We start from the raw sequence: 16,760 nt of genomic DNA, 5'->3' as shown, positions 1-16,760 counted from the left end.
TCGGGCACGCCTGTGCCATTATTCTCTCGCTCAGCGAGATACTTGTTCAACGAGTGATTTAGCGACTGGCCCACCCCCGACCCAGCAGTGGTCCCGTGCGTCAACCGCACGCGATCACACCACACCGCGGAGGCCCATCATGTCCGCCCGCACCGCCCCCTCCCACCCGCCGCGCCTCGCGCCCTTCCTCGCGGCGTACGACGCACTGCTCGCCCGGTGGCCCGTCCCGGTCGAGCCGCTCACCGTCCGCACCGCCCACGGCACCACCCGGGTCAACGCCTGCGGTCCCGCCGACGGCCACCCCCTCGTCCTGCTCCACGGCGGCGGCGCCACCTCCACCATGTGGTACGCCAACGCCGGCGCCTGGGCCGAGGCCGGCCACCGCGTCCTCGCCATCGACCTCATCGGCGACCCGGGGCGCAGCGTCCACGACGGCACCGCGCTCGGCGACGTCCCCGGCCTGCTCGGCTGGCTCGACGCCGTACTCGACCAACTGGGCGTCCCCACCGCCGACTTCTGCGGCCACTCGTACGGTGGCTGGATCGCCCTCGAATACACCCTGCACGCCCCCACCCGGGTCAGCCGCCTCGCCCTGCTCGACCCCACCCAGTGCTTCGCCGGCTACCGCCCCGGCTACCTCCTACGCGCCCTCCCCCTCTTCCTCCCCCGCCGCACCCCGGCCCGCGCCCGCAACTACCTCGACTGGGAAGCCGCCGGCGACCCCCACACCGATCCCGACTGGCGCGAGCTCTACGCCCTCGGCTACGCCGACTTCCCCGCCTCCCCCGTCATCACCGGCCCCCACCCCACCCCCACCCGACTCCGCACCCTCACCACCCCCCTCCTCACCCTCTACGCCGAACACTCCCGTGCCCACGACCCCCACCACACCGCCGACGCCACCCGCCGCACCGTCCCCCACGCGACCGTGACCACGATCCCGGGCGCCTCCCACCACAACCTCCCCATGACCGCCGCCCCCGAGGTCAACCAGCACATCCTCAACTTCCTCACCCCTCCCCGCCCCTGACCCCCGCCACCGCACAGGAAGTCACCCCCACCGACTTCCTGCACAAGCTCCCCCCACCAGTCGCGCCTCACCCCTGGCCCATAACCGCCACACCCAAGGTCAACCAGCAGGCCCTCAACTCCCCCACCCCGGCCGCACCTGCCCCATGCCCCGAGCCCACGCCACCGCGCAGATAGTCGACCCCACCGACTTTCTGCGCGAAGCCCCCACCAGCCGTGTCTCACAATCGCTCTTGTTGGCGCCGGCGCGGGATCGGCGCTCATGGAGGAGCATGTCGTCGTGGCGGCAGACGCCGATGCGTCGCTGTGGCCTTCCAGAGCCAGCGCCGCGATGACGCCCCCGTTCCCGACCTCGGAAGTCTTTCAGGTTCTGGCCTCACCCGATCCGCGGTGAGAAGTCGTTGTCGTACCGATCGGTAGACACGGGTTCGACTGGACGAACTCCGCCGGGCGATCTTGCCGCTCGCCGGGCATGCAGACAGGGCCCCTGGTGCAGCTCGGGGTTGTCGAGAGCGTGGCAGCCGGAAACCGACGGACCTCTCAAGTCTCGTGCCCCAGAGGAGGCTTGGCGCTGGCACACTGTCGCCCCGCAGCCGCCCCGCTCCCACGCCTCCTCCCTGGAGCAGCCATAGCCGTGTTCCTCCGACGCCTCGCCCCTGCGGCGGTGCTCGCGCTCGCCGCCCTGACCGTCGCCCCCCCGAGCGATGCGTCCGGCGCCGACGGTCCGGCCCCGGCCGCCGCCTCGCCGGGCGGGCACCTGGGGCTGACCTGGACGGTCCTGGAGCCGCGCGATGCCTCGGTGCACGTCGGCACCGACAGCCTCGGCAGCCCCTACCTCGGCGACACCGACCCGGGGACCGAACTGCCGGTGCTGTGCATCCGGGTGGACGGCCGCCCAGCCCCGGAGGGGATCCCGACCAGCGGCCGCTTCTGGACGGCCATCGACCACCAGCCGGCCAATCCCTGGAGCTGAACTCGGCCGTAACGGCGCCGGGGCGGCCGTGCCCGCACAACCACCCCGGGACCGCTGGTCACACCGAGCCTGCCGATCGGCCCGGTCGTACCTGCCGCTCGGCGTGTCGAGCTCCGCCCGTCGACCGTCAGTAGATCAAATAACCCGGGCGGTGCCCCTCGTCCTCGATCTCCCCGGTGGCCTGGGCCCGCAGCTTGCGGGACAGTTCCTCGAGAGCCCGGGAGGCCGCGACCTCCTCGCCGATCCTGGCGAGCGGACGGTCCTCCGCGCTCTTCTCGGCCTCGCCGTGCGCGCTCAGGCCCGGCGCCCTCGCGCCCGTCAACCTGGCGTCGCACACCGTGTGCACGCCGTCTTCGTCGAAGCTCAGCTCCACGTCCCACTGGTTGTGCATGCCACACCTCCTGGCGCCGGCCCCCGTCACGCCGGTCCGGGCCGACCAGGGCGGTGGACCCGTGGCGGCCGCTCACACCAGCGTGCGCCCGCCCCACCCGTGGCGGCAAGCGCGGCAGTTGCCGCGAGAACCGGCCCGGTACCGCCGCGTCCGATCGGCCCGGCCGCCGCCCCGGCGGTACGCTGACGGAAGCGCGCCGCGACCGTCGACCCTCCCCGGACCCGCCGGCGCGGGGCAGCGACAACCTGGTGGTCCCTCCGTGGCGGTCTTCCTCCTCGCTCTGAGCGCAGCCTGCTGTCTGGGACTCGGATTCGTCCTCCAGCAGCACGCGGCGCAACGGGCCCCCGGTGCCGACATGCTTCGCTGGCGCCTGCTGCTGGACCTGATGCGGATGCCCGAGTGGCTGCTCGGCACCGGGTTCATGGTCGGCGGTCTGCTCCTCTCAGCGCTCGCGCTCAACCAGGGCGAGGTGTCGCTGGTCGAGCCGCTGCTCGCGACCAACCTGCTCTTCGCCATGGCGCTCTCCCGGGCGCTGACCCGTCAGACCCTCGGCCGCTCCGGCTGGGCCGGAGTGCTGCTGCTGGGCCTCGGGGTGACGGCGTTCATCGTGGCCGGGCAGCCGACCGGGGGCGGTCCGCCCGCCGGGGAGCTGCGCCGCTGGCTGGTGGTCGGCACGGTGGTCGGGCTGACCCTGCTGCTGGTCGCGCTCGCCCGACGGCTGCCACTGTTCGAGGAGGCCACCCTGCTGGCACTCGCCGCCGGACTGCTCTACGGCCTCCAGGACGCGCTGACCCGCACCACCACCCAGCGCCTCGACCACAGCGGGCTGGCGGTGGTGCTGCGCACCTGGCAGCCGTACGCGGTGGTGGCGGCAGGCGTGGTCGGACTGCTGCTGGTGCAGAGCGCCTTCGAAGCCGCCCCGCTGCGGATGTCCCTGCCCGCGCTGACCGCCGCCCAGCCGCTGTCCGGGATCGCCTGCGCGGTCGGCTTCCTCGGCGACCGGCTGCGGGTCACCCCGGGCGCGCTGGCCTGGGAGGCCGCCGGGCTGGTGGCGATCGTGATCGGGGTGATCGTGATCGGCCGACATCCGGCGATGCCCGGCAGCGTCCGGGAAACCCTGGAGAGCATCGGCGTGCCGCCGGAGGACGGGTCGGCCGGCGACGACGTCGGCCCGGACCAGGGCGACCGCGAGGGAGACAGCAACGGCAACGGCAACGGCAACGGCAACGGCAACGGCAACGGCAACGGCAACGGCAACGGCAAGGATGATGCCGGCTCCGACGCTGACGCGAACGGGAAGGGCGAGTAGGCGGACCGATGTGCTGGAGTGCCCAGGCGGACGCCGTGGTCGGCGGGGCGGTCGCGGGCGTCGGCGTGGCCTGCCTGGTGCGCGCCCGACGCTCTGGGCGGCCACAGCGCCTACCGCTCGCCGCGCTCCCGCTGGTGCTGGGCGTGCACCAGCTGATCGAGGCGCTGGTCTGGCTCGACACCGACGGTGAGCTGCCGTCGGCCCTCGCCGAGGCGGCCCGCACCGCCTGGGCGGTGATCGCCCTGTCGCTGCTGCCCGTACTGGTCCCCACCGGGGTGTGGTGCGCAGCCCATGAGCCCGGGCACCCGGTCGGCCCGAACCGCCGCCATGTGCTCGCGCTGCTGACCCTGCTGGGCGTAGCGGTCGCGATCCCGCTCGCGGCCGCCGTCGCTGCCCGCCCGGTGACGGCCAACCGGCACGGCCACACCCTCGGCTACGCAGTCGGCGTCCCGCACCCGGCCCTTCTGCTCGCCGGCTATCTCCTGGCCACGGTCGGCTCCCTCCTCGTCAGCGGCGACCGCCTGCTCCGCCGCCTCGGCCTGCTCACCGGAACGGGCGCCGTCCTCTGCGCCCTGCTCTGGCAATTCGCGTTCATCTCCACCTGGTGCGCCCTCGCAGCCCTGGCCAGCCTCCTGCTTCTCCACTGGGCGGGCCACCCGCCCACGAACCGTCGATGAACGATGGCTTTCGTGTCGCTCTCACCTCGACCGTCGCTCGATGCCCGACCGCTACGGCCGTGCCGTCTCCACCGCGACCTCCGCACCCTCCCTCACCTGCTCAACGGCCTCAGCACCCCCGTACCCGCGCTGGCGGTCCATCTCCCGCCACTCCGGCCGCAGGCCGGTCAGCGTGGTGGTGGCGAAGTACAGGACCCCGGCCGTGAGCAGGCCGGGTATCAGGCCCACCAGAGCGATGGCCGCACCCGCGAGGAGACCGCCGAGCGGGATGCCGCCCCAGGTCAGGGAGTCGCGGAGGGAGTGGACGCGGCCGAGCAGGTGGCGGGGCACCCGTTCGAAGTGGACCGCGCCGAGGATCGGGTTGAGGAATCCGGCGCCGAAGCCACAGAGGGCGAAGACCGAGACCACCGCCCACATCGGCGCGTCCAGTGCGAGCACCAGATAGCGCGGGGCCCCGGCGAGCAGGAAGCCGACGAAGTAGACCGTACGGCGGGGCAGCCGGTGGGCGAGTGCCGCCGCGATCAGACTGCCGGCCACTGCGGTAGCGCCCGGGACACTGCCGATCAGCCCGATCGCGGCCGGGCCGTTGCCGGACTCCCTGGCCCAGACCGGGAGCAGGACGGTCGAGAACCCGGCGTCGAGCAGGTTGGTGACGCCGACCATGACGGTCATGGTGAGCAGCAGCGGCTCCGTCTGGAGGAAGCCGAAGCCCTCCGATCGTGGAGGCCAGCCGTTCGGTGACGCCGGACAGCCCGGTGGCCCGCTCCATCGGCACCCTGGCGTGATCGACCGCCTCCGGGACCATGACCGACTTGGCCAAGTCCCCCGGCCCGCGCATCGCACCGATCACCGCGACCATCACCAGCAGCAGCCAGAACGGCAGCAGCCCCTGGGCGTGCAGCAGCGGGACCAGCCCGGCCGCGACGGCGCTCATCGCGTCCGTCGTCCAGGACACCACGCGCGGCCCGATCCGGTCGACCAGCGGGCCGGTCAGCGCCTTGACCAGGACGTACGGCGTCATCTCGGCGAAGGCGACCAGACCCGTCAGGCTGGCGCTGCCGGTGGTGGCCAGCACGAACCAGGGCAGGGCGATGGCCGAGACCCGCGTCCCGGTCAGGGAGACCGCCGTGGCGGCGAGCACCCCGACCAGCGGCCGCAGGTTGCGCACCGGCGGAGCCGCGACGGTGGTCATTCGGCTCCCCCCTCGCCCGGTTCGGCCGGCCCCTGCGCGTCGGGCAGCACGTGGACCACCACGGAGACCTGCTCGCTGCCCTCCGGCACCGGCCCCTCGACGCCGACCCGGCGGTAGCGCTGGAGGACCGCGGACAGCTCGGCGGTCAGCTGCTCGGCCTCGCTCGGGGTGATCTGCAGCAGCATGTCGCTGAAGTCGACCGCCTTGCGCCACTCACTGGGCATCGTCTCGAAGGAGTCGAGCACGCGCTGCCCGGTCAGGGTGTGGCCGGCCAGCACGGCGCGCAGGAAGCCGACGGCCGTCTCGGGCTCCTCGTCCGCCATGTCCTCCCCCGTCCAGACCGTCATCCGGTGCGCCGAACGCCACCACCGCTCCCGGGCGTTGCCGCGCTCCGCGTCCTCCTCGACGAAGCCCGCGGCGGCGAGCTGGCGCAGGTGGTAGCTGGTGGCTCCGGAGTTGAGCCCCAGCTGCTCGGCGAGCCTGGTCGCCGTGGACGGGCCGTGCTTGCGCAGCAGCCCGACCAACTGCATCCGCACGGGGTGGGCCATCGCTTTCATGCCCTTGGCAGTGAGGACGACGTGCGGGTCTTCACTGTGCATCCAGCCGCGGTCTTCGGTCATGGCCAGGAGCCTAAGACCGCAAAGATTTGTTTGCAAAGGATTTTTTGCGAATGCTCCGTCGCGATCCCCGAGCGATCCCCGCGCGGGCTCCCAGGCGGTCCCCGAGCGGCCCTCCCCGCCGGTCGGCGGACCACCCACCCGCCGCTCGGCGGGGGCGGGGACCCGGTTCGCGTCCCGGAGCCGGATTGTCACCCGGGCGGAGGAGGAGCAGGCTGGCAGCAGGGCCAGGGAAGCGGCCCGCCCCGGTCGGCCGCGGACTCGATGACGGCCGCCGGTCAGGCACGAGGGGCAGGGCAATGGCACGCGGGAAGCTCTGGGGCTATGTCGCTTCGGGGGCCCGGGCGCTCGGCGCGCTCGGCGGCGCGGGCGGCGCCGAACGCAAGGGCGGTACGGGCACAGCGGAGGGCCTCGGGCCGTACCCGCCGATCGCGATGGCCGGGCCGAGGACGCTGTCCCGGACGGAGCTCGACCAGCTGCGCTGGACCGGCCGGCAGGCCGGGTGCGAGCCGCAGGCGCGGCACGTCCAGGTCGCCGAGGTGGTGCGCCGGGTGGTGCGCGGCGGCGGCCGGGCGGCGGCCGTCACGGTCCGGCTGGCGCCCGGGCTGCCGGTGGTGGCCGGGGACGCCCGTCGGCTGGAGGCCGCGGTGGCCGGGCTGGTCGACCACGCGATCCGGCGCAGCCCGCTGGGCGGCCGGGTGCTGGTCCGGGCGGACATCAGGCGCACCGGGCCGACGGCACCCCGGACCGGGGCCGGGCGGGGCACGACGGCGCACGGCCGGGAGCGGGTGGAGATACGAATATCCGACCGCGGGGCGTACGAGCCGCCAGAGGCCCGCGAGTGGCCGCTGGCGGGCGTACGGGCCGCCGGGCCGGTCGGCCCGGCGCTGCACAGCCTGGTGCTGGCGGCGGGCGGGCGGCTCGCGGTCGAGCCGACGCCCGGCGGCGGCCTGACCGTCGTACTGCTGCTGACGGTCGCCTACGAGTAGCGGACCGGCGCCCCGCAGGGCGGCGCGCGCGCACGGCCGCGCGGCGAACAGGGGCCGCCGAACCTAGACTTGCCCCATGCCCCGGCTCAACGACCAGGTCAGGGAGCTGCTCCAGGAGTACGCCGACCTGATCAACATCACCGGCGGGGACGCCTTCAGGGCCCGCGCCTACGAGAAGGCGGCCCGCGCGGTCGGCGGCCACCCCGAGGACCTGGCCGATCTGGACGTCAAGGGACTGCAGCAGATCCCCGGCGTCGGCAAGTCCACCGCCGAGAAGATCGCCGAGTACCTCGCCACCGGACGGATCCCCGCGCTGGAGTCCCTGCGCGCCAAGATCCCTTCCGGCGTACGGGAGATGATGGCGGTCCCCAGCGTCGGCCCCAAGCGCGCCCTCGCCCTCTACCGCGACCTCGGCATCGCCTCCGTGGACGAACTCGCTGGGGCGATCCGCGCCGACAAGCTGACCGACGTGCCCGGCTTCGGCGAGCGCAGCGGCGAGAAGATCCTGCACGGCATCGAGCTGATGCGGCAGTCCGGCGGACGGACCCTGCTCGACACCGCCACCGAGCTGGCCGAGCAGCTGGTCGAGGCGCTCTCCGCCGTCCCCGGCTGCACCCGCTGCGCGTACGCGGGTTCGCTGCGCCGGATGCGCGAGACGGTGGGCGACATCGACGTGCTGGCGACCGCCGCCGACTCCGCCCCGCTGATGGCCGCGCTCACCGAACTCCCTTACGTGGCAGAGGTGATCGGCAGCGGGCCGACCAAGACCTCGGTCCGCACCACCCAGGGGATCCAGGTGGACCTCAGGGTCGTCCCGGAGGAGGACTGGGGCGCCGCGCTGGTCTACTTCACCGGATCGAAGGCGCACAACATCAAGCTGCGCACGATGGCGGTGCGGGCCGGGCTGAAGCTCTCCGAGTACGGCCTGTTCGAGGTCGACGGCGCCGCCAGGAAGGGCGCCAAGGACACGACGGACACGAAGGACGCGAAGAAGAACGGCGGACAAGGCGCGAGAACGGAAGGCGCCAAGGTGGTGTCCGCGACCGAGGACGAGGTGTACGCGGCCCTCGGCCTGCCCTGGATCCCGCCGACGCTGCGCGAGGACCGCGGCGAGATCGAGGCCGCGCTGAACGGTGAACTCCCGGACCTCATCGAGGAGTCGGACCTTCGCGGCGACCTGCACACCCACACCGACCTGACCGACGGCCTGGCCACCCTCACCGAGATGATCGACACGGCCGCTGCCCGTGGCTACTCCTACTACGCTGTCACCGACCACGCGCCGGACCTGGTGATGCAGCGGATGACCGACGAGAAGATGCTCGCCCAGCGCGAGGAGCTGCGCCGACTCGCCGACCGCCACAAGAAGTTGCGCCTGCTGCACGGCACCGAGCTGAACATCGGCCCGGACGGCGGCGTGGACTGGCCGCCCGAGTTCCTGGCCGGCTTCGACGTCTGCGTGGCCTCCGTGCACTCGCACTTCAACCTCGACCGCGCCGCCCAGACCCGCCGGTTGATCCGCGCCTGCGAGAACCCGTACGTCCACATCATCGGCCACCTCACCACCCGGCGGATCGGCAGGCGCGGACCGATCGACGTCGACCTGGACGCGGTGTTCGAGGCCGCCGCGCGCACCGGCACCGCGATCGAGATCAACAGCTCCCCGCAGCGGCTCGACCTGCGCGACGAGGACGTCCTGCGGGCCAAGCGGCACGGCGTGCGCTTCTCGATCGACAGCGACGCGCACGCCACCGGCCACCTCGCCTACCCGCGCTTCGGCATCGGTACGGCGCAGCGCGGCTGGCTCACCACCGAGGACGTGATCAACGCGTGGACGTGGCAGAAGTTGAAGCGTTTTCTCCACAAGGACGCACTACAGGAGTAGTGCTGCAGAAGTAGTACACAGAAGCAGCACTACGGAAGTAGAGCACCGTTATCTGCACCTTTCCTACTGGCTCCGGGAACGATCACACCGAACTACACACGTAGTGCGGCCATGAGGACCACACGGCTAGCATCCGCCGAGCGAAGCCCCCGGCGAGCCCAGCACCCGGGCCGCGCTGCGGTGCCCGAGCCCGGCCGCCAGCCGCAGGTCCCCGGTGTCCAGGAACCCGGCCAGGAAACCCGCCGCGAAGGCGTCCCCGGCCCCGGTGAGGTCCCTGACCACGGCGACCGGTGGCACCGGCACGGTGAACAGGCCCTCGCCCGGCAGGTCGACGGTGGTCGGCTCGGCCCCCGACTTGGTGACCACCGTGGTGGCCGCCACGCGGGCGCGCTCCGGCCCCGGCAGGCCGTCCACCAGCAGCCCGAGGAAGGCGGACTCGGAGCGGTTGGCGAACACGAAGGTCGGCGCCAACTCGGCCAGCAGGGCGAGGAACCGCTCCCGTCCGAACTGTTCCAGCATGCCGGTGGAGGAGGCGTCCACCGAGGTGGTGCCGCCCGCCTGCCGGACCCGGGCGAGCGCGTCGACCGCCGTCCGGCCGACCGGCTCGCCGTCGAAGGAGTAGGCGGGCACGTGCAGGTGGGTCAGGCCGGTCAGCCACTCGTCCGGGACGCGTTCCAGCAGCGTGGCGGCGCCGCGGTCGGGCAGCATGGTGCGCTCGCCGTCCGGGTCGATCAGCACCACGATGTTGCCGGTCTGGCCGTGCCGCTGCACCCGTACGTCCACGCCGTGGCCGCCGAGTTCGGCGACGATGCCGTCCCCGACCGCGTCCGCGCCGACGCAGCCGAGGAAGCGAACCGGGTACCGCCCGGCGGCGAAACAGGCGACGTTGGCCGCGCTGCCGCCGCGCCGGCGGAACACCCGGGCGCCGGAGTCGGTGCCGTGGCGCAGCGGGCCGTCGGCCCAGACCACGATGTCCTCGACGAGGTCGCCGAGCACCCCGAGCACGGGTCAGGCCCCGGTGGACGCGGCGGCGGACCCACCGGCCCGGGCGGCCAGGGCGGTGGCGATCTCGCCGCCGAGGCGGACGTTGCCGCGGTAGACCTCGACGTTGACCTCCAGGCTGCGGCCGTCGGTGTCGCGCTGGATGTGGTCGAGCAGGAACGGGGTGGAGGCGTTGCCGGTGATGCCCCGGCGCTCGGCCTCGGCCCAGGCGCGGGCCAGGATGCCGTCCAGCTCCTCCGGCGGCAGCTGCTTGGCGGGGTCGACCGGGTTGGCGATCAGGACGGCCTGCGGCAGGTCGAGCCGGTCGCGGGCGTCGATGATCCCGGCGGCCTCCTCGGGCGACTGGACGGCGAAGTTGATCTCGTGGCCGGAGTCGGTGACGTAGAAGCCGGGGTACTTGGTGGTGCGGTAGCCGATGACCGGGATGTTGAGGGTCTCGAAGCGCTCCAGGGTGGCCCGGATGTCGAGGATGGACTTCACGCCGGCGCTGATCACGGTGACCGGGGTGGTGGCCAGGGTGGTCAGGTCGGCGGACTCGTCGAAGCTCTCCGAGGCGCCGAAGTGGACGCCGCCGAGGCCGCCGGTGGAGAAGACCCGCACTCCCGCGCGGTGGGCGAGGAAGGCGGTGGCGGCGACGGTGGTGCCGCCGTGACGGCCGAGCGCGGCGACCACGGGCAGGTCGCGCAGGCTGACCTTGTCCAGGCCGTCGGTGGCGGCCAGTTCGGTGATCTGGTCGGTGCTCAGGCCGACCGTGGGGACGCCCGCGTGCACGCCGATGGTGGCCGGGACGACGCCCGCCCCGCGCAGCTGCTTCTCGGCCTCCAGCGCGACGGTCAGGTTGCGGGGCCGCGGCAGGCCGTGGGTGAAGATCGTCGACTCCAGGGCGACCACGGGACGGCCGTCGGCGACGGCCTGCGCGACCTCCTCGGAGATCCGGATGGCGGGGGTGCTGGCGGTGCTGGCGGGCAGTCCGGTCATGATGCGAGCTCCCTGTGAGATGCCACTGCGGCGGGGCAGCGTGACGATCAGCGTATGGACGGTTCGGATCGGAAACCAGAATGAGTCCTGGGGTTTCCGATAGTTGATCGCCTATCGGTTCGCACTAGGGTGATCCTCATGGGCTTCACCTTGCGTCAGCTGGAGGTCTTCCTGACCGTCGCCGAGACGCTGCACTTCGGCCGGGCCGCCGAGCGGCTGCACATCTCGCAGCCGACGGTCAGCCAGGAGGTCGCCCGACTGGAGCGGACCGTCGGCGTCGAGCTGTTCGACCGCAGCCGCCGCTCGGTAGCGCTGACCGAGGCCGGCGAGGTCATGGCCGCCGAGAGCGCGCGGCTGCTCGAACAGGCGGGGGCATTGCTGACCCGGGTCCGGCTGCACGAGGAGTCCCGGCTGGGCACGGCCCGGATCGTCGCCTCGCCGAGCGTGGTGAACCGGCTGCTGCCCGCCGTGGTCAGCCGCGCCGAGCAGGAGCTGCCCGCGCTCGACACCGCCGAACTCGCCGTCGACACCGGGCAGGTCTCCGCCACCCTGGCCGGCGAACTCGCCGACATCGGCCTCGGCCGCTTCCTGGAGGACGTACCCGGCTACCGGCTGGAGCGGATCGCCGACGAGCCGGTCCGGATCGCCCTCGGCCGGGACCACCCGCTGGCCGGGCGGGCGAGCCTGCGCCTGACCGAACTGCGCGACCTGCCACTGCTGTTGTGGCCGCGCGAGCAGCACCCCCGGTACTACGACCACGTGCTCGGCCTGTGCACGGAGCACGGCGTCGACCCGCCGGTGCTGGTCAGCCCGCCGCGGATCGTCGGCTCCCGGCTCTACCTGCTCGCCCGCAACCGCGCCTTCTCGCTGGTGCCCGGCTCGATGACCGGCCACCTCACCGAGGACGTGGCCACCGTACGACTGGAGGGGCGGGCCACCCTGCCGCTGGAGATGCAGTGGCGCACGGACGACCGGCGGCCCCCGCTGGCGACGCTGCGCAACGTGATCCGGCAGGAGGCGGCGAAGTTGGAGGACCGGTAGGAGCCACCGGACCTCCAGGAGCCGCAGGAGCCTCAGCAGTCGCAGGCCCGCAGGACCCGCAAGAACTACAGGAACTACAGGAGTTGTGGAGGCCGGAGGACCTCCGGCAGCAGCCCTTGACGCTCACATGCCACCGCCGGAAGGATGCCCGGATCACCCACCCGGCCCGTCGCGCGCCGACGGGCCGCCCGACCCCGGGGATCCACCTTGGCCCTGCGCTCCCTGCTCCGCCGAACCGAGGCCCGAACGCCCGCCCTCCGCCGAACCGAGTCCCGAACGCCCATGACTCGCCGCGGCAAGTCCCGAACTCCCACACTCCGCCGCGCCGCCGGGCTGATCGGCGCCGCCGCCCTCACCCTGGCCGGCACCCTCACCGCCGCCGCCCCCGCCCACGCCGACTTCGGCAGCGGCTACCACGACCCGATCACCGCTACCAAGCCGCTCACCCGCCCCGACACCCGCTCCTGCTCTGTCGACGTGATGCACGACCGCGAGTTCCGCAACGGCTACGGCAACCCGCCCGACACCCCCTACACGGCCACCCTCACCCCGCCCGCCGACTGCGCCGGCCCCTGGTCCGCCGTGGTCCTGGACCTCCACGGGCAGGTCGCCGGACGGCAGTTCGACCGGATCTTCAGCGTCCGCATCGGCGGCGTCCAGGTGCTGCTGTCCTCCACCCCGGAGCCGTCCAAGGACGGCATCCAGTGGAACGTCGAACGCGATCTCACCCGCTACGCGCCGCTGTTCACGGCCGGGCCGCAGCCGTTCTCCTTCGACCTCGCCAACGTCACCGACGCCACCTACACCGGCGTCTACAAGATCTCGGCGAGCCTGACCTTCTACACCGCGAACGACCGCTGGCCCGCCGCCCACGGCGCCGACCAGGTCCTCACCACCGGCCCGTTCTCGCTCACTCAGGCCGCCCCGAGCACCGGGAAGGACCTCACCTTCCCGCAGAACCTGGAGCGCCTGACCGCCGAGGTCTACGCCCGGGGCGGCGGCGCCTGCGAGGAGTTCGCGTACGCCTCCGCACCGGACGCCTTCGTCGCCGCCAACCCGTCGATCGGCGCCTGCGGCAAGGGCCCGTTCCGCGAGCTGCGGCTCACCGTGGACGGCCGGGTGGCCGGCGCGGTCTGGCCGTACCCGGTGATCTACACCGGCGGCTGGGATCCGCTGCTGTGGCGGCCGGTCCCGGGCATCTTCGCCTTCGACCTGCCCGCCTACCGGCTCGACCTCACCCCGTACGTCGGCCTGCTGCTCGACGGGCGCCCGCACAGCCTCGGCATCACGGTCAACGCGACCGAGGCGCAGAGCAACGACGTCTGGACCGGCCAGGTCAACCTGTTCGCCGAGGTCGACCACGGCACCGCCCACACCTCCGGGCAGCTCACCGACTACCGGGTCGCCCCCGAGGCGACCGTCGGCACCGAGCTCACCGACCACGGCGGCGGCAGCGGCGACTGGACGGTCACGGCCGCCCGGCACGACCTCGCCCGCGGCTGGGTGCAGACCTCGCACGGCCGGATCACCACCGAGGTCCGCGACGACCTCGCGTTCAGCTCCGCCCAGCAACTGCGCGACAGCGGCAACGACGTGACGCTGCACAACGGCATCGATCTCACCCGCACCACCGCCACCTGGGGCGGCGGACCGCACCGCACCACCACCGTGCACGAGGGCGAACCGCTGGACGTCACCTACAAGGTGACCCACGACGCGGCCGGGAACACCGACCAGAACACCGCGATGGACCTCGGCTACCACCGCGAGGCCACCACCGCGACCGGCGGCCACGTCACCGAACGCTCCACGATCGACCACACCCTGCGACCCACCGCCCAGCGCCACGACGGCGACCGCACCGTCCGCACCGGCAGCAGCACCGAGGACTACCGCAGCACCGGGCCGGACGGGCCGTACCACCGGACGCTGAGCTTCGTGGACGGGTGGCCGAAGCCGTAAACGGCGGGCGAAGCCGTGAGGCCGGGCATGCCTGGCCCGACTTGCGAAATTTGCCCGAATTCGGGGCGTTAACCCCTGGTGCACACGTCGTGGGAGGCGCATGATGGGAAATGGACCTGCGAGGTAGCTGAAGGAAGTTCGACCGCAGGAGGCAGTGGCGACAGGTCGAGACGGATCAGGGTCTGCCGCTGGTACTACCTCGGTCGACGATCGAACTACCGGCCGGAGGACATTACGTCCGGAGGCCACCCCAACCTCGCAGGTTCCGCGCGTCCACGGAGCATCCCCTCGGCTCCGTGGACGCGCTCGTCCGTCTGACCGCTACTGCGGCACCGGGTACCCCATCTCCCAGGCGTGCACCGCGATCCCGACCCGGTTCGACACGCCGAGCTTGCGCTGGATGCTGGCCACGTGGGTCTTCACCGTCCCCGCGGAGATGAACAGTTCGGCCGCGATGTCGGCATTGGTCCGGCCCGCCGCGACATGACCGGCGATCTCCACCTCCCGCTCGGTCAGCGCCACCACCGGCGCGGCCGGCCTCGCGGGCCGGCGCGGCGCCGTCACGTGCTTCAGCAGCCGTACCGTGACCGACGGGCTGATCAGGCTCTCGCCGTCCGCCGCCGCCCGCACCGCCTCGGCCAGCAGGGACGGGCCGGAACGCTTCAGCAGGAAACCGGACGCGCCGTGCTGCAGCGCCGGGTAGACGTACTCGTCCAGGTCGAAGGTGGTCAGCACCACCACCCGCACCGAGCCCGACAGCCGCCTCGTCACCTCCAGCCCGTCCAGCCTCGGCATCCGGATGTCCACCAGGGCGACGTCCGGCCGCAGTTCGGCCGCCAGCTCCAGCGCGGCCAGCCCGTCGACGGCCTCGCCCACCACCTCGATGTCCGGCTGCGCCTCAAGGATCCGCCGCACGCCGCGCCGCACGGCCTCCTGGTCGTCCGCGATCAACACCCGGATCACCCGCGGGCACTCACCGTTCGTACTCGTCACGCCCGGCAGTCTCCCGCACGACCCGGCGCGCTGGAAAGTTAACGCTGCCGGTCCGGCGCGGTTCACCTCCGCCCGGTGAGGCTGGCCGCCATGAACGCTTCCAGTGGACGTCCTCCCGTCAGCCCCTCCGTCAGCAGGCGCGGGCTCCTGGCCGGGGTGACCGGCCTGAGCCTCGGCGGCGCCGTCTCCCTCTCCGGCGTCGCGGCCACCCCCGCCGCCGCCTCCCCGCTGCTGTGGGAGCGGCCGGACCGCGCCGGCGCCCCGCGGGTCGGCGGACTACACCTGCAGTTCGGCTCGGACGCCTCGCGCGAGGTCGTGGTCTCCTGGCACACCACCGCCTCCGTCTCCAACCCGCGCGTGACGTACGGGACCTCGCACGGCGGGTTCGGACGGACCGAGCAGGCCGAGACCCGCACCTACCGGGACGCCGACTCCGGCACCGAGGTCCAGGTGCACCACGCCCGGATCACCGGCCTGCGACCCGACACGGACTACGTCTACGCCGCCGTCCACGACGGCGCCACCCCCGAACTCGGCACCGTCCGCACCGCACCGCGCGGCCGGGCCGCCTTCACCTTCACCAGCTTCGGCGACCAGGGCACCCCCACCCTCGGCAAGCAGACCGCCAACGGCTACGCCAACGACAACCTCGGCAGCCCCGCCGCGGGCGACACCACCGCCGGCGTCGAACGGGTCGCCCCGCTGTTCCACCTTCTCAACGGCGACCTCTGCTACGCCAACCTCTCCACCGACCGGGTCCGCACCTGGTCCGACTGGTTCGAGAACAACACCCGCTCGGCCCGCCACCGCCCCTGGATGCCCGCCGCCGGCAACCACGAGAACGAGAAGGGCAACGGCCCGATCGGCTACGGCGCCTACCAGGCCTACTTCGAGCTGCCGGACTCCGACGCGGACGACGAACTGCGCGGCCTCTGGTACGCGTTCACCGCCGGCTCGGTCCGCGTCATCAGCCTCAACAACGACGACGTCGCCTACCAGGACGGCGGCAACTCCTATGTGCACGGCTACTCCGGCGGCGCCCAGCAGCGCTGGTTGGAACGGGAGTTGATCGCCGCCAACGCCGACCCGGGGATCGACTGGATCGTCGTCTGCATGCACCAGGTGGTCATCTCCACCGCCGACAAGTTCAACGGCGCCGATCTCGGTGTCCGCGAGACCTGGGTACCGCTGTTCGACAAGTACGGCGTCGACCTGGTGGTCTGCGGCCACGAGCACCACTACGAGCGCTCGCACCCGATCCGCGGCCAGCAGCCCACCGACACCCGCACCCCGATCCCGGTCGCCACCGGCACCGAGACCATCGACACCACCAAGGGCACCGTCCACATGGTCATCGGCGGCGGCGGCACCTCCGCCCCTTCCAACCACCTCTTCTTCACCCCGCCCAAGGCCCGGGTGATCACCGGCGTCGGAGCCGTCGACAGGGCCACCGGCAAGCGGCCGCCGGTCTACGTGATCGAGGACGCTCCCTGGTCCGCCTTCCGCGACGCGGACAACCCGTACGGCTTCGCCTCCTTCGACGTCAATCCGGGCGAGCGCGGCGGCGACACCACCATCGACGTCACGTACTACTCCGTCAGCGGCCCGTACGGCGACCTCGTCCCGGTCGACCGCTTCACCCTCACCCGCCCGCGCGGCATCCGCGGCGGAGGCCGGGGGCGCTGACCCCCACCCGCGCCCGGGAGCGCCGGTGTGCACCCC

Annotated in this window: 13 protein-coding genes and 2 pseudogenes; 9 read left to right on the top strand and 6 right to left on the bottom strand. The window is 72.8% G+C overall.

All coding sequences use genetic code 11. From position 1 onward, the window contains the following. The first annotated feature begins 139 nt into the window (after positions 1-139). Together ACIG5E_RS24025 and ACIG5E_RS24020 are read left to right on the top strand one after the other, a co-directional pair. On the top strand, positions 140-1,030 hold the full coding sequence (locus tag ACIG5E_RS24025; RefSeq protein WP_396536445.1) for an alpha/beta fold hydrolase: 891 nt from the start codon (positions 140-142) through the stop codon (positions 1,028-1,030). Positions 1,031-1,663: 633 nt separating this feature from the next. Beyond that, positions 1,664-2,002, top strand: a complete 339-nt coding sequence (locus ACIG5E_RS24020) for a hypothetical protein (protein ID WP_396536443.1) — start codon at positions 1,664-1,666, stop codon at positions 2,000-2,002. A gap of 127 nt (positions 2,003-2,129) precedes the next feature. On the opposite strand, the gene ACIG5E_RS24015 is transcribed toward ACIG5E_RS24020, so the two are convergent. Next, positions 2,130-2,393, bottom strand: coding sequence for a dsRBD fold-containing protein (locus ACIG5E_RS24015; protein ID WP_188302898.1), 264 nt, complete (start codon positions 2,391-2,393; stop codon positions 2,130-2,132). A gap of 259 nt (positions 2,394-2,652) precedes the next feature. Here ACIG5E_RS24015 and ACIG5E_RS24010 point away from each other — a divergent pair. Then, a pseudogene (locus tag ACIG5E_RS24010) lies at positions 2,653-3,492 on the top strand (DMT family transporter); the annotation flags it as partial. Between the two features lie 218 nt (positions 3,493-3,710). After that, the gene (locus ACIG5E_RS24005; protein ID WP_396536440.1) at positions 3,711-4,379 is read left to right on the top strand and encodes a DUF6629 family protein; all 669 of its coding nucleotides are present in this window, start codon (positions 3,711-3,713) and stop codon (positions 4,377-4,379) included. Positions 4,380-4,430: 51 nt separating this feature from the next. Here ACIG5E_RS24005 and ACIG5E_RS24000 read toward each other — a convergent pair. Both ACIG5E_RS24000 and ACIG5E_RS23995 read right to left on the bottom strand, forming a co-directional pair. Beyond that, a pseudogene (locus ACIG5E_RS24000) lies at positions 4,431-5,571 on the bottom strand (MFS transporter). Then, positions 5,568-6,191, bottom strand: a complete 624-nt coding sequence (locus ACIG5E_RS23995) for an ArsR/SmtB family transcription factor (RefSeq protein ID WP_396536438.1) — start codon at positions 6,189-6,191, stop codon at positions 5,568-5,570. Before ACIG5E_RS23995 ends, ACIG5E_RS24000 begins: the two are co-directional and overlap by 4 nt. Before the next feature lie 296 nt (positions 6,192-6,487). On the opposite strand from ACIG5E_RS23995, the gene ACIG5E_RS23990 reads away from it, so the two are divergent. Together ACIG5E_RS23990 and ACIG5E_RS23985 are read left to right on the top strand one after the other, a co-directional pair. Continuing rightward, positions 6,488-7,177 carry a hypothetical protein gene (locus ACIG5E_RS23990; RefSeq protein ID WP_396536436.1) on the top strand — a complete coding sequence of 230 codons (690 nt, stop codon included), beginning with the start codon at positions 6,488-6,490 and terminating at the stop codon, positions 7,175-7,177. A gap of 76 nt (positions 7,178-7,253) precedes the next feature. Beyond that, positions 7,254-9,062: a helix-hairpin-helix domain-containing protein gene (locus tag ACIG5E_RS23985; RefSeq protein WP_396536434.1), complete on the top strand. Its 1,809-nt coding sequence runs from the start codon at positions 7,254-7,256 to the stop codon at positions 9,060-9,062. A 126-nt stretch (positions 9,063-9,188) separates the two neighbouring features. Here ACIG5E_RS23985 and ACIG5E_RS23980 read toward each other — a convergent pair whose 3' ends face one another. Beyond that, positions 9,189-10,067 (bottom strand): carbohydrate kinase family protein, encoded by an 879-nt coding sequence (locus ACIG5E_RS23980; protein WP_396536432.1) that lies wholly within the window; start codon positions 10,065-10,067, stop codon positions 9,189-9,191. Between the two features lie 3 nt (positions 10,068-10,070). Beyond that, entirely contained in the window at positions 10,071-11,042 is a 972-nt protein-coding gene (locus ACIG5E_RS23975) for a pseudouridine-5'-phosphate glycosidase (protein WP_396536430.1), read from the bottom strand. A 138-nt stretch (positions 11,043-11,180) separates the two neighbouring features. Between ACIG5E_RS23975 and ACIG5E_RS23970 the strand changes: the two genes are divergently transcribed. Together ACIG5E_RS23970 and ACIG5E_RS23965 are read left to right on the top strand one after the other, a co-directional pair. Further along, entirely contained in the window at positions 11,181-12,083 is a 903-nt protein-coding gene (locus tag ACIG5E_RS23970) for a LysR family transcriptional regulator (protein ID WP_396536428.1), read from the top strand. A gap of 282 nt (positions 12,084-12,365) precedes the next feature. After that, positions 12,366-14,045, top strand: coding sequence for a peptide-N4-asparagine amidase (locus ACIG5E_RS23965; protein WP_396536426.1), 1,680 nt, complete (start codon positions 12,366-12,368; stop codon positions 14,043-14,045). 321 nt (positions 14,046-14,366) lie between these two features. Here ACIG5E_RS23965 and ACIG5E_RS23960 read toward each other — a convergent pair whose 3' ends face one another. Continuing rightward, positions 14,367-15,038, bottom strand: a complete 672-nt coding sequence (locus ACIG5E_RS23960) for a response regulator (protein ID WP_396536424.1) — start codon at positions 15,036-15,038, stop codon at positions 14,367-14,369. 90 nt (positions 15,039-15,128) lie between these two features. Between ACIG5E_RS23960 and ACIG5E_RS23955 the strand changes: the two genes are divergently transcribed. Continuing rightward, positions 15,129-16,724: a purple acid phosphatase family protein gene (locus tag ACIG5E_RS23955; protein ID WP_396536422.1), complete on the top strand. Its 1,596-nt coding sequence runs from the start codon at positions 15,129-15,131 to the stop codon at positions 16,722-16,724. The last annotated feature ends 36 nt before the right edge of the window (positions 16,725-16,760 follow it).

Origin of the sequence: Kitasatospora sp. NPDC053057 (assembly GCF_044546945.1) — a bacterium.
Classification (GTDB): domain Bacteria; phylum Actinomycetota; class Actinomycetes; order Streptomycetales; family Streptomycetaceae; genus Kitasatospora.
Note: the sequence above shows the minus strand (reverse complement) of the source record. Positions and strands in the feature narration are given on the sequence as shown.